This is a genomic window from Sporosarcina sp. FSL K6-1540, from assembly GCF_038620285.1.
Taxonomy (GTDB): Bacteria; Bacillota; Bacilli; order Bacillales_A; family Planococcaceae; genus Sporosarcina; species Sporosarcina psychrophila.
Genome location: NZ_CP152018.1, coordinates 4324378 through 4336155, shown reverse-complemented (window position 1 = coordinate 4336155; position 11778 = coordinate 4324378). Strand labels below are relative to the sequence as shown.

The window sequence follows — 11778 nt, the reverse complement described above, 5'->3', positions numbered from 1 at the left end:
CAGGAAATTAACGAAAGGAGACAACGATTGTGAGCGTATATAGACAGGTACACGTAAGTTTTTGGCAGGACGCATTTGTTTTGGATTTAACACCAGAAGAAAAATACTTTTATGTCTACCTAATGACTAATAGTAAAACTTCGCAAATCGGCATCTACGAATTACCTAAAAGAGTGATTGAAATGGAGACAGGTTACAACCGAGAAACGGTCGAAAAACTCCTTCAAAGATTTAAGGATTACAAAAAAATCGACTACAACGAATCGACAAGGGAGATTATTTTACTCAATTGGCCGAAGCACAACTGGAACAATAGCCCAAAAATTGTAACACGGATTGAGAAAGAATTACGGAATGTCAAACATTTACCATTCGTAACCATATACCTCACAATCGCTGAATCTATCAAGTCTGATGACGTATCCATACAGTATCAATACCCTATGGATACAAAGAGAACTAATAAAGAGAAAGATAAAGATAAAGAGAAGAAGAAAGAGAAAGAGATAGTGTCCGATTCTCCGAATCAGGACGATGCCCCTCTTCCGTATTCTGAAATCATTTCTTACTTGAACACAAAATGCATTAAGAGATTCCGAGAAACGACTGATAAAACCAGAACGTTAATTAAAGCGAGATTCAAAGAAAAATTCACTCTTGATGATTTCATGAAAGTCATTGACAACAAATCAGCAGAATGGCTTACAGACGAAAAGATGAATAAATTTCTTAGACCAGAAACATTGTTCGGAACAAAGTTTGAATCTTACTTGAATGAAAAAGGAGGGACAAGCCATGCAAGCGATAGGGGAAGTAATCAGCCGACTAAACAATACGCGGATGGGATCAACTTCTGAAATCTGCTACGAGCACACGGTACAAGCGAACGGAAAAGAATACACGAAAGAAATTAAGAAAATAACGTTCGATGGCGAAATCTTCTGCCCGATTTGTGAGAGGGATCGCACCACACAGGAATTGAGCGACGAAGAAGACTTGAAAATTGAGCTTGCAATGGGTCGACGCAAGTACAACGTATTCCACAACCAAAGCGTACTGACAGACGAAGACTTGTTTGATGCATCTTTCAAGACATATGCAGCTACTAAAAAAGAAGAGATTCACAACAAGGAACTAGCATCCAAGGCGTTCACTAGTTACAGAGACGGCGGAACTTTCACAACGTGGTTTGCAGGCGAACCAGGAGTCGGGAAAAGCCATTTGGGTATGTCGATTCTCCGAAACTTAAATGAATCAGGAAAAAAGAACAAGAGTTGCTTGTTTATCAGCGTCGATGAAATGTTTTTGAGGATACGTGACAGCTTCGACAACAAAGATAGCCGCTACACAGAACTCTATTTCGCGAATCTGTTAACTGATGTTGACTATCTGGTGCTTGATGACCTCGGAACCGAAACAGGCGGTTCAGGCACAAAGAAGACAGCATCCGACTTTGTAATGCGCGTTCTCTATGCGATTACAAACGGGCGTCAAAACAAATCGACAATCGTGACAACGAATTTGACGAGACAAGAATTAGAGAAAATGTATGACCGCAAATTGGTTTCTCGGCTCATGAAAAATATATACGTAATCAATTTCGAGGATACGACAGATAAACGGATTAAAAAATATGAAATTTAGGAGGAATCGGAATGACGGCTCACATTCACCAAGAAGATTTAGATTTTCTTGAAGAAGCAAAGGTTGCTCTGAACGGGAATTCAAGATGGGAAACATACATGAACGACGGTGAAACACACATTGCATTACGTTACGGGGTGGATAGGGATTGTGTTTGGGTTTACCGGTTAAGCACCGAGGTCATGTTTTCTCACAACGTGTTAAATAAAGCGCCGAAATTGGTTGTTGAAGGAGAGGAATCAGAATGACTAACTGGATCAACGGCGGTGGATTCTACTTAGTGCAAGCGACTGAACCCTATGACGCGGACAAGCTCAAACGTGAAATGGATGAGCTCGAAGCGGGAATCCAAACGGCTGAACGCTATTGGGCCGAAAGAAAGGCGATGACGGCATGACTGAAGCGGAGAAGAACTACATCATCATGCAATTGGAAGTCGTCCACTTCGTTCACAGAGGACGGAGCGGTGAACTGTTGTCCAGTATGGACTATCGGTCTCTTGTTAGTTTACTAGCGGTGCGAGAAGCGGTGAACTCGTGAGCTTCTACGTTTATGAAACTCAAACGATTCCAAACGAATCCGCAAGAACTTGCATTAAGTGCGGATGGGGAATGGACGAGGGGTTTCTCCACGAACCAAGTGGTAGCACATATTGTTCGGTTGCTTGCTTGGATAACGATATCTCGCTTGCTCAACAAGAAGAGATGACGCTCGATGATCTGTTCTGGACTGATTGGCATAACGAAGTGGAGGTGGCGGAATGAGGGAAATTAAGTTTCGGGCTTGGGACGGTAAAGAAATCCATGAAAACGTAGTAATTGTTGACGGAAGAGCTTTTAAAAATGAAAAATTCGCCGGAAAGCCAATGCAATACACCGGCTTGAAAGACGAGAATGGTCAGGAGATTTATGAGGGGGATATTGTCCGAAGAGAACTGAGCCGTCCATGGGAGATAAAACATTTTGGACAAGTGATAACAGGAGTAGTTAAGTACCTTGATGATTCTTATTGGATTGATTTCGATGTGGACGCCACAAATCTTTTTTGTGAAATAGATCCGGTTGAAATCATCGGCAACAATTATGAGAATCCAGAGTTGCTGGGGGTGGCGGAATGACGTGGGAAGAGTTGCAAATATTGAAACAAGCGAAAGAAGCATTTGAGAATATCGCTCGAACAATGAGATGTCATGTTAATGACCTAAGAGGCCCTTATGAAAGTGCATATAAAGGCTTGTGTGAAGTTATAGAACGATGGGAGACGAAACCATGATTAACCGAGTCGTTTTGGTCGGCAGGCTCACAAAAAGCCCTGAGTTGAAGTACACGCAAACTGGCGTGGCTGTTACACGATTCATACTCGCGGTCAACAGAGCATTTAAAAATGCAGCTGGCGAACAAGAAGCCGATTTCATCAGTTGCGTCGCTTGGAGAAAACAGGCTGAGAACGTTGCGAACTTCTTGAAGAAAGGCAGTCTGGTCGGAGTTGATGGTCGTATCCAGACAGGCAGCTTCGAAGGTTCGGATGGAAAGCGCGTCTACACAACGGAAGTCGTAGCGGATTCCACTCAATTCTTAGAACCCCGTAGCAGTTCGTCAGAGAGTGGACAAGCAGCGAGAGATACGAATACTCCAAGTTACACGCAAGACGCTCAGAATCGAGCGGAAACGACATCAGAAGATCCATTTTCGACGGATGGCGGACCTGTAGAGGTATCGGATGATGATTTGCCATTTTGAAAGGAGGTTAAAAAGTGATTACCTGTAAAAATTCTGATGACGCTAGAAATTATTTTGCTGAAAAAGGTTTGACTTATAAGGACGTTTCTGAGGGCGATATTGGCGTTTTGTTCATCTTGCTTAACAAGCACGTTAAACGAGCCAATAAGGCAGGCGGAATGTCCACAAACACTATGAGAATGAGTCAAAAAATAAAAAGCAAGTACAACACAAATGGAATTGTGAAGGAATGTTACTTCTTCTTGAATAGTCATTACTTTACTCAACGAGAAGCGATCAGCTTTAATTCAGACGGCTTTATAGGATTTGCCGGTTGCGCGGACGCTGGTAACAAATCACCTTTAATGGGTGCGTTTGTGGAATGGGTAGATGCGATATCTAGCTAATTAACGGCATGACAAAAGCGTGTAGTAAATCTATGAAACTATGAAAGGGTGAGTACTGTGAACATTGAATGGCATTGGCAGCAGGAAAACGCAAAGTTACGAATAGAAAATCACGAGCTAAGGAAAAAACTCGAACTTTTTTCTGGTAATCGATTGATCACGGAACAGGCGCCAGTTATCGCTAAAAAGAATCGGTGGACTGACGAAGAACGTGAAATTGCAAAGAAAAATGGGTTGTCTGCAAATCATATGAATCTCGTTAGCGCTCGCATTGGCAAAGGGTGGACAAGAGAAGAAGCGTTGAACACTCCTAAGATGTCGTTGGAAGAACAAGCGGAACGCATTGGGGAAGGTACTAGGGCTTATCACGAACGGAGGAAAAAGAATGAGTGCATGTAATCGTTGCGGAAGAAAGCTTAAAACGCAGAAATCGATTGATGATGGTTATGGTCCTGTCTGCAAGAAAAAACAAGCTGCTGAAGATGCGGAGTTTGAGAAAATTCAAATCACGCTTGAAGAGGTTGTGGAATCGGAGGTGGCGGTTTGAGGAATGTTCAGAGGGCACCTAGTAGACCAAGGGCGCCGAAACAACCGCGTCAATACAATTCAAAGACTACTGTAATCGACGGCATTACGTTCGATTCATTGACCGAGGGAGCTTATTACGTTCACTTGAAAAAAGATCAGTCTATCAAACTGATTGAGGTTCAACCGGAATTTCAGATTATCAAACCGTACAAGGTTGCATGTAAACGTTGTACAGGGACTGGCAGGCGTCCGAGTCCTAAAACGGGTAATCCTATCAATTGTGATTTATGCAACGGGAAATGCAAGCGTGTGAAGTCTGGCGCTAAGTATACTGCGGACTTTAGGGTTACTTACTTCGATGGGTTTGTTGAGGTGATTGATATTAAGGGTGGACCTGTTGGTCGGGATTTTCCTTTGCGACAGAAATTGTTTGAGCTGAAAACTGGTATGGAATTAATTGTTATACGGTTGAAAAATAAGGAATGGGTGAGGGAGTGAGATTATGAAAAAGCTCAAAGATGTCGGTTATGTCCAACGAGGGATGGTACTTGTGCAAGGGGAGAAAGAGTTTGAAATTACTAAAGTTATGAGTATAGATGGATTTGGCACTTATGTTCATGTGAATGGTGATGAAAGTGTGGCAATTCCGTTTACCGGTGCTCCTACTCGTGATGACGTATTCGTGAAAAGCTTCCCGTTATGAACGGCGTGTGGCGATTGTTGTATCGGTGGGAGAAAGATCAGCGGGTTTGGTTGTACGAACCTCTGTTGCAAAAGGAATTGTATGACAAGAGGCAAGAGGGATGGAAGTTGTGGAAGTGAAATGGTTGACGCGCTATGTATGTGTACTTTGCATATCTTTATTTAATTGGTAGACCAATGCACGTTCACACGTACACATTGGTTGGTTCTTTACCGTTTTACCTCCTTATCGAAAAACTTCTTCCTTGGTGGTATCTGCAATCTAAAGAAACGTCTCTCTGAATAACAAGAAGATCTTAATTAAAAAAATAATTAATTTTTCTTGCATTCAAATCACCACCCTCCAAACATAGGCATGTTTCTAGTGTGAGTCAAGATTTTCAGAACTATGCATCGATATGCAGTTGACACATATTGCGCAGTAAAAAAGACCGCTATTTCTCTCCGATTGGAGAGAAGCGGTCAAAGAATTAACTTTTCTACATTCTATATTATTACTTTTTAGGTGTAAGGAAGCAAAGAGAATTTCTCTTTAACTCCCAAACACCGCAACCTGTTAAAACTAAAAAAACGCTTGAATGAAATCGTACAAATAAATTGCTAGGACACCAGCAATAATGCCTATTAGTAAAGGAATTAGAATTTTTGAAATAACATTCTTCATATCCTTCACCCCCGATCTTCTAAGATCAGGTGCGGTAAAACTAGCATACAAAATACAATTGATTTTTGCAAATGTAATTTTAGGAAGTTGGTGAGATTTTCGGATGAATTATGCGAAGAAAGAGGTGGGAATATGCATTGGGAATGCAGATATTGCGATTTAGGATTTCCGGCAATTTCTGAAGGAGATATAGTTTGTGCTTTTTGTGGCGCTGAATGGGAGGCAGCCAAAATTCTTGTTGAGGATGATGAAGATTAGTTCGCATACCGAACATAAAACGCAATAAAAAAAGTCCTTAATAAGGACTGTAATTACTGGTTTCCGAACAGTGTCAAGGCGATTTCGGCATCTTGCTTGCTGATTTGGAATATCGATTGGATCCGTTCGATTGATGGTAATTCACCATGATCTTCTCGATATCCAGTCACGAAAGCTTTTAGTTTTACTTTCAAAGGCGCATCGATGATTTGGACATTCGGGTTTGATATATCGATTTTAGTTTTTGGGTAAACAATAAACTCTTTTTTCACAGGAAACATCCTTTCTGGTGACTTATTATCTCATGAAAGTGTTTTGATTAACAGTCGAGAAACGCCGGCTCAAATATGCTTCCAAGTTTTGTTCAACACGATGTCTGAAATCGTTGGGCGCTTAACGCCATAATCATCCGCTAACAAATATTGCGCCTGTGTTTTTGTAAAAGTGCCTTGAAGTATTAGATATTGTTCGCGAATAGCGAGTACATCGGATTCCGAGAGTTTCGCTTGAGCATTCTTTTCACCAAGTTTCGTTTTTCTAATGGAATCACTGTATTCAGGAGAAGATCTAAGTATTGTTCCCTCTTGGATGGTGCGAGGTCCGTCCATTTCGTGTAGGCGCTCTATAACAAAGGTTTTACTTCGGTCGATAGATTTGGCCACCTGGCTCGCAGACAATCCGTTTTCGTAATATAGTCGATAGATTTCTTTAAGTTCCGGCATGTAATACCCCCCTTTTCTATATTTACAATCTATCAAATAAAAGTTTTGGTGTGAAGATTCTGGTAAAAAAGTGACGTGCAACTAGAGGAGTGATCAAATGACCGCATATCAAGAAATAATCAAGCTTTTACCTCAATTACCGTTTGAAGTGCTGAAAGACATTGAAAGGCGTACCGGGGACTGGATGTGGAGCGGTGGCAATGAGGATGATTCGTATATTTGGCAGCAGTTGAGGTATGCCAAGAGATTTGTGAAGGAGTGAAAATGCTAATGAATATAGACGATTTCATTAAAAACGGAATTAAAAGACCTGTGCAGAAGGAAGACAAAGTTTATGTGTATAACGGTAACGATAAACTGACTAATATTTATTCGACGATAGAGCTAGGTAGAGAATTCTTTTCCATGAGCAACGACGCTTTCCATAGAATATACCGCTTTAACTTCGTTCCAAAGGGTAGGTGGTTCGAGTTATCCAAAAGGGCAGCAGGAAAGTTGTAGTTCAGAAAATGAAGGAGTGACGACATGGTACAGCAACTCACAATTTTTGATGCAGTGCCAGTAAAAGAAGCGTTTGCCATTGGCGACTTGGTTGAAGTCGTTGTAAACGTGGAGGAAAAAGAAGTTGAAGATTATTACTATCTCAAATTGTATGAGGGGTCGAAGGGGCGGATTGTGAAGTTTTTACCTAAACGGCAGTATGAGGTTTTGTTTGCGAAGTCTAATCAGATTAGGATATTTCGGCATGGTGAATTGAGGAGGGGATGAATCGCATGAATGAAACAGTCGAAGAACGGTTAAAGCGAATTACTGACTATGTGGCAATGTGTACGGTTCCTAATCCACCGCTTTATGGCGATGACTTGAATTGGTTGATTGCTAGGGCTGAGTTGGCGACAGTGCAAGCGGCTTATATCGACGGGCATGCGCTAGGGGGGGAATCCGTCACAGTCTACACGGATCAGATTAAGGACGAAAACAAGCGGTTACGTGAAGAAATAGAGCAACTAGAAGGGGAGTTGAAAGAATGGGCGGATTTGATAGAGCCGACGTTGGATGTGTAAGGGTGAATGAAACTGCTGAGGATAATCGCAAGATCCAACATATCGCCGAAAAGGTGAAATTCCTCAGAACGCATGAAGGAATGAATCTGAAAGACTTGGCAGCAGGATTGAAAATGTATCGTGAACGCATTATGAATTTAGAAATTGGCGTCGAAAGGGCAGATTTACAAGACGTCATTCGGTATTGCGATTACTTTGGATTGGATTATGAAGGGTTTTTGTTTGATGCTTTTCCGGAGTTTAAAGCGGCTTATGTAGCGGATGCGGAGAAGATGATGAGGGCTATTGGGTATAAGATTTGAGCAAATAAAAAAGACAGGATTCCTCCCGTCTAGGCAGACTGATTATAACACAAGGAGGGGTCCTGGTGAATAAAGATATTACTTTTAATACAGATGCATTATTGTTAGGAATTGGTATAATGGAACTACCAATGAACTGTGTGGTGGTTATTTCGGAGGGGATTGCGAAAGTGAGGGAGCTTCCGGAGCATGGTGAATATAGGATTGTTACGCATCAGGGAAAGATCAAGCGGATGCGGAGGGAAGAGGGCGAAGAGTTTTGAGTAAAGAATTATTTTTGATAAATAAAATGGAGGAAATAATTCAAGAAATTTATTCTGAAATAAGAGAATCAGATGAAGGAATACCTATTAACAAGGTAATGCCGTTATTACTTTTTCGGAAACTTATAGAAAAAATTGATGCGATAAATATTTTATACAAAAACAAATCTGGTTCACCGGCGTTATCACTTGCCAGAGGAGTTATAGAAAACTATTGGTACTTTATGTTTATGGTCGAAGAGGATTCGGATTTTAGAGCTCTCTCATACTACTACCACGATAAAAGAGATGCTGCAACAAAAAGTTTAAAAGAATTAGATTATCAGATTGGAGAATCTCTAAAATACAAGAAACTTAGAAAAGCAGAAATAAATGATTATCAAAATCAGATAGATTTTTTCATACATCAACAAAACAAAAATATTTCCCGTAAAGTTGTAGCGATAAAAATACTTGAGCAAATGCAGAAAAAGATGGTAACTCCTTACGATAAACTCATTGAGGATTATGAAGAAAGAATTCGTGGGACTGAAGTGGAGATAGAGAAACGAAAAGCTATGGTTTTAAATTTAAGAAAAAATATTAAAGAAGCATATAATAAAAAAACTGAGTATCAAGAAGTTATTAAACGTCTTAATCAAGATCCTCGGTTTAAAGATGTTCGTGATGAAATAAAGGCGGCAAGAATAAAATACGCGAGTTCAAATGTTGTATGGTATACACTGAGAACTGGTCTGTTAAGCATCAGAGAACTTTCTGTTAATTTGAATTTCGAGCAAGAATATAGACCATATTCATCTTTGTCTCAAGAGGTTCATGTTTCAAATGCGACAAATCAGATTAATGTCGATGAAGATGGGCTAGTATTATCAGATTTAAGGGATGAAAAGGGAAGCGAGTTGGCACTTGCGAATGCCACGAGTTTTTTATCATATGCTATAAAACCTTTTTTAATATTTTATAATAAAGAAAGGTATTATGCAGAGATAAGTAAACAAATGAACTATTACATTAATAAATAGTCCCCCTGGCCAACCAGAGGACAATGATTGATTACAGCATTGCGCTGTGTCATTTGTTGTTCTCAGGAACATCGGTAGTATAAGATTGTGACGCATCAAAGCAAGGTTATTCGGATGCGGTGTGAGAAATGGGGGAGGAATTTTGAACTTTTTGAAGAATAAAAATTTATGGAAATATGTCGGAAAATATGCGCTTGTGTTATTTGTTTGCTTCGGACTTATGATGTTAGGTGCTTTTTTTAAAGAAATATCAGATGTCATCATCGCTACTACATCTAGTTTAATAATTTTAGTTATTGCATTTGATCTATTTATTTTATTCTTGTTTTATGAAAAAAACTTAGAACGTAAAGAAGTAGCTAAAAATAGCGAAGATATTGATGAGATTCTATACTTTTGGTCTGGTAAATCTGGAGTAACAGGGAAATTTATTTATGATTTATTTTCAAAAACTGAACCGGAAAAATCAATGGCAAACCTAATTACATTAAAAAATAAAGTTAAGATAGCTTGCTCAGGTGATGATATTAATCTGTATTTGTTTAAAAGTTATATCGAATTAGAATTAAAGAATAGCAAAAGGAATAAGTTTTGGTCTGCAATATTAGTTGCTATTATTGGAGTTATCACAACGTTTATTACTAAGGGAGCTTTAGATATCTCGACCTTATCTTTCTTACACAATTTTATAAATGATTCTACGGGTGTATTAAATAATTCATCCGTGATTACGTATATTAAGTATTTCACTTTTGGATTATTAACATTTATGACTTTTCTGGTTCTCGGACAAGTGATTACTAAAACAAAAAATAGATTAAGGTTGATTTCTATCGTTGTGGATAGTTGTATAATGGAATTAGAAAAAAATAAGGAAAATTAGTTTCGTAATGGCCGAAGAAAAAATTGAATATTTTTTTAAATAGTCCCCCTGGCCAACCAGAGGACAACGATTGATTACAGCATTGCGCTGTGTCATTTGTTGTCCTCTTTTTTGTCGCCTTTTAATGATTACAACTTTTGTACCTAAATATCGAGATTTTTACAATCAGGAGGGGATTTCATGTTGAGTTGGGTGGATAAATTGGTACCGGAGTATATCGAGGGCAGGCAGGATATGAAGAAGCGGGCGGATCAAGTGGACAGAAGCAACCCGATTGAAATGAATGATTTGAAGCAGTTCAACAGCATGATTGATAGTATGACCTATTCGCTTGAATGGATGACTACTGGACGGCAGCCGAATACTTATCGAGGAATGGATGAGAAGTCGGTATACCAAAAACGTTCATACGAGAATATTGATTTGATTCCAGATATAGCGGAACAATTGGAAGAAAACGATATCAATAAAAAGCACTTGTTTATGTCTCGGGAAGAGAAGGTTATTCTAGCGGATATTCTTTCTTCTTTTTCATTGAGAGAACGACAGTGTTACATCCTTCACGTTGGACAAAAGAAGAGTATGTCAGAAATTGCATACGAGTTAGGAGTCAGTAAAAGCATGGTCCAACAATCCATACGCAGAGCCAAAAACAAGGTTGAAGAAAGAATGGATAAAAAATCTATGATATACGCTTGATATACGAAGTCTATGTATATGAGGGGGAGAATAAAAGAGGGGGTGCGTGCGAGCGACATGACCCCTCTTACCAGCCCCGATACATACGAGTGATTGTTTTAGTTCTTTCCTCCTGATATCCTTGTTAGAAGGAGGGGAAAGAGATGTTTAAAAACTGGACGAATCGTGATTGGTTTTGGTTACTTAGTTTTCTTATAGGTATAATAATTTTAATGATAGCAGGTTTTTATAATAGTAATAGAGTTGAATTAAATTTTTCGATAATTTCTAGTGCGGTTTCGATAGCTTTGGCATTGGTAGCCATATCTATTTCCATAAAGCAGGATAGCGATAACCAGGTTGTAACTAGGGAAACTTCGAATGCGTTGATGAAGATTAGAGGGAAAATTGAAACTGTGGATAATAAAATTGATCGATTAGATCCTAATTCAGTAACAAAACCTGCTGAAAATCAATTGATTAAAGAAGTCAAAAGTATATTTGAAAGCAAAGAAGAAGATGCTCAAAAGCTTGAGGAAATAACAAAAACCATAAATAGTAAGTTCGAAAATATTAATAACCAATTAAACAGACATTATAACAATCAACATAACTATAAAGCGCTTTTTGATATCACGTCTAATACCCAAGATGTAAAAGAATTTCTGGTTGATTTTATGGAATTATATAATTTATCTACTTTGGGTCATGAGGTTAAAGGGAATGTCTTAAAGTTATCATTCAATAGGGATTCTTTAATAAAACTGGAATCAATTGAAAATATATTAAAGAAGTACAACTATCACCTAATTGATGTTGGACTAAATTTATAATTAGACCGCAAAAAACGACGGGGTATATACCTAAAAATAAAAGAGTGCATCCAATGGGCAATTTAATAATTACTTGGATAAAATTTTAGA

Annotated in this window: 25 protein-coding genes; 23 read left to right on the top strand and 2 right to left on the bottom strand. The window is 38.9% G+C overall.

The window, feature by feature from the left end:
* The first annotated feature begins 29 nt into the window (after positions 1-29).
* Genes MKY15_RS20805 through MKY15_RS20740 form a run of 14 tightly spaced genes read left to right on the top strand, consistent with a single transcriptional unit; the run spans position 30 to position 5000 of the window.
* A complete protein-coding gene (locus tag MKY15_RS20805) occupies positions 30-857 on the top strand; it encodes a conserved phage C-terminal domain-containing protein (protein ID WP_342538487.1) in 828 nt (275 codons plus the stop codon).
* Positions 796-1644: an ATP-binding protein gene (locus tag MKY15_RS20800; protein ID WP_342538486.1), complete on the top strand. Its 849-nt coding sequence runs from the start codon at positions 796-798 to the stop codon at positions 1642-1644. Before MKY15_RS20805 ends, MKY15_RS20800 begins: the two co-directional genes overlap by 62 nt.
* 11 nt (positions 1645-1655) lie before the next feature.
* A complete protein-coding gene (locus MKY15_RS20795) occupies positions 1656-1892 on the top strand; it encodes a hypothetical protein (protein WP_342538485.1) in 237 nt (78 codons plus the stop codon).
* Complete coding sequence (locus MKY15_RS20790; RefSeq protein ID WP_342538484.1) at positions 1889-2041, top strand: pilus assembly protein PilO; 153 nt, start codon at positions 1889-1891, stop codon at positions 2039-2041. Before MKY15_RS20795 ends, MKY15_RS20790 begins: the two co-directional genes overlap by 4 nt.
* Positions 2011-2184 carry a hypothetical protein gene (locus tag MKY15_RS20785; RefSeq protein WP_342538483.1) on the top strand — a complete coding sequence of 58 codons (174 nt, stop codon included), beginning with the start codon at positions 2011-2013 and terminating at the stop codon, positions 2182-2184. The genes MKY15_RS20790 and MKY15_RS20785 overlap by 31 nt, the downstream gene beginning before the upstream one ends.
* A complete protein-coding gene (locus MKY15_RS20780) occupies positions 2181-2408 on the top strand; it encodes a hypothetical protein (RefSeq protein WP_342538482.1) in 228 nt (75 codons plus the stop codon). Before MKY15_RS20785 ends, MKY15_RS20780 begins: the two co-directional genes overlap by 4 nt.
* On the top strand, positions 2405-2761 hold the full coding sequence (locus tag MKY15_RS20775) for a YopX family protein (RefSeq protein WP_342538481.1): 357 nt from the start codon (positions 2405-2407) through the stop codon (positions 2759-2761). The genes MKY15_RS20780 and MKY15_RS20775 overlap by 4 nt, the downstream gene beginning before the upstream one ends.
* On the top strand, positions 2758-2916 hold the full coding sequence (locus tag MKY15_RS20770; RefSeq protein WP_342538480.1) for a hypothetical protein: 159 nt from the start codon (positions 2758-2760) through the stop codon (positions 2914-2916). The genes MKY15_RS20775 and MKY15_RS20770 overlap by 4 nt, the downstream gene beginning before the upstream one ends.
* Positions 2913-3383 (top strand): single-stranded DNA-binding protein, encoded by a 471-nt coding sequence (gene ssb / locus MKY15_RS20765; protein ID WP_342538479.1) that lies wholly within the window; start codon positions 2913-2915, stop codon positions 3381-3383. The genes MKY15_RS20770 and ssb overlap by 4 nt, the downstream gene beginning before the upstream one ends.
* A gap of 14 nt (positions 3384-3397) precedes the next feature.
* Complete coding sequence (locus MKY15_RS20760; RefSeq protein ID WP_342538478.1) at positions 3398-3769, top strand: hypothetical protein; 372 nt, start codon at positions 3398-3400, stop codon at positions 3767-3769.
* 57 nt (positions 3770-3826) lie between these two features.
* Complete coding sequence (locus MKY15_RS20755) at positions 3827-4168, top strand: hypothetical protein (protein WP_342538477.1); 342 nt, start codon at positions 3827-3829, stop codon at positions 4166-4168.
* Positions 4155-4316 (top strand): DUF6011 domain-containing protein, encoded by a 162-nt coding sequence (locus MKY15_RS20750; protein ID WP_342538476.1) that lies wholly within the window; start codon positions 4155-4157, stop codon positions 4314-4316. Before MKY15_RS20755 ends, MKY15_RS20750 begins: the two co-directional genes overlap by 14 nt.
* Entirely contained in the window at positions 4313-4795 is a 483-nt protein-coding gene (locus MKY15_RS20745) for a DUF1064 domain-containing protein (protein ID WP_342538475.1), read from the top strand. Before MKY15_RS20750 ends, MKY15_RS20745 begins: the two co-directional genes overlap by 4 nt.
* Positions 4796-4799: 4 nt before the next feature.
* Positions 4800-5000 (top strand): hypothetical protein, encoded by a 201-nt coding sequence (locus MKY15_RS20740; RefSeq protein WP_342538474.1) that lies wholly within the window; start codon positions 4800-4802, stop codon positions 4998-5000.
* Between the two features lie 974 nt (positions 5001-5974).
* Here MKY15_RS20740 and MKY15_RS20735 read toward each other — a convergent pair.
* Positions 5975-6193, bottom strand: coding sequence for a hypothetical protein (locus MKY15_RS20735; protein WP_342538473.1), 219 nt, complete (start codon positions 6191-6193; stop codon positions 5975-5977).
* A 69-nt stretch (positions 6194-6262) separates the two neighbouring features.
* Positions 6263-6643: a hypothetical protein gene (locus MKY15_RS20730; RefSeq protein WP_342538472.1), complete on the bottom strand. Its 381-nt coding sequence runs from the start codon at positions 6641-6643 to the stop codon at positions 6263-6265.
* Positions 6644-6740: 97 nt separating this feature from the next.
* On the opposite strand from MKY15_RS20730, the gene MKY15_RS20725 reads away from it, so the two are divergent.
* From MKY15_RS20725 to MKY15_RS20685, 9 genes are all read left to right on the top strand, one after another.
* Entirely contained in the window at positions 6741-6905 is a 165-nt protein-coding gene (locus MKY15_RS20725) for a DUF6877 family protein (protein WP_342538471.1), read from the top strand.
* A 263-nt stretch (positions 6906-7168) separates the two neighbouring features.
* A complete protein-coding gene (locus MKY15_RS20720; RefSeq protein WP_342538470.1) occupies positions 7169-7411 on the top strand; it encodes a hypothetical protein in 243 nt (80 codons plus the stop codon).
* 5 nt (positions 7412-7416) lie between these two features.
* A complete protein-coding gene (locus MKY15_RS20715; RefSeq protein ID WP_342538469.1) occupies positions 7417-7707 on the top strand; it encodes a hypothetical protein in 291 nt (96 codons plus the stop codon).
* Positions 7671-8009 carry a helix-turn-helix transcriptional regulator gene (locus MKY15_RS20710; RefSeq protein WP_342538468.1) on the top strand — a complete coding sequence of 113 codons (339 nt, stop codon included), beginning with the start codon at positions 7671-7673 and terminating at the stop codon, positions 8007-8009. Before MKY15_RS20715 ends, MKY15_RS20710 begins: the two co-directional genes overlap by 37 nt.
* Positions 8010-8128: 119 nt before the next feature.
* Positions 8129-8272 (top strand): XtrA/YqaO family protein, encoded by a 144-nt coding sequence (locus MKY15_RS20705; RefSeq protein WP_231885838.1) that lies wholly within the window; start codon positions 8129-8131, stop codon positions 8270-8272.
* Positions 8269-9294: a DUF5677 domain-containing protein gene (locus MKY15_RS20700; RefSeq protein WP_342538467.1), complete on the top strand. Its 1026-nt coding sequence runs from the start codon at positions 8269-8271 to the stop codon at positions 9292-9294. The genes MKY15_RS20705 and MKY15_RS20700 overlap by 4 nt, the downstream gene beginning before the upstream one ends.
* 151 nt (positions 9295-9445) lie before the next feature.
* The gene (locus MKY15_RS20695; protein WP_342538466.1) at positions 9446-10177 is read left to right on the top strand and encodes a hypothetical protein; all 732 of its coding nucleotides are present in this window, start codon (positions 9446-9448) and stop codon (positions 10175-10177) included.
* A gap of 180 nt (positions 10178-10357) precedes the next feature.
* The gene (locus MKY15_RS20690) at positions 10358-10876 is read left to right on the top strand and encodes a sigma factor-like helix-turn-helix DNA-binding protein (RefSeq protein ID WP_342538465.1); all 519 of its coding nucleotides are present in this window, start codon (positions 10358-10360) and stop codon (positions 10874-10876) included.
* Between the two features lie 143 nt (positions 10877-11019).
* Complete coding sequence (locus MKY15_RS20685; RefSeq protein WP_342538464.1) at positions 11020-11688, top strand: hypothetical protein; 669 nt, start codon at positions 11020-11022, stop codon at positions 11686-11688.
* Positions 11689-11778 lie beyond the last annotated feature (90 nt).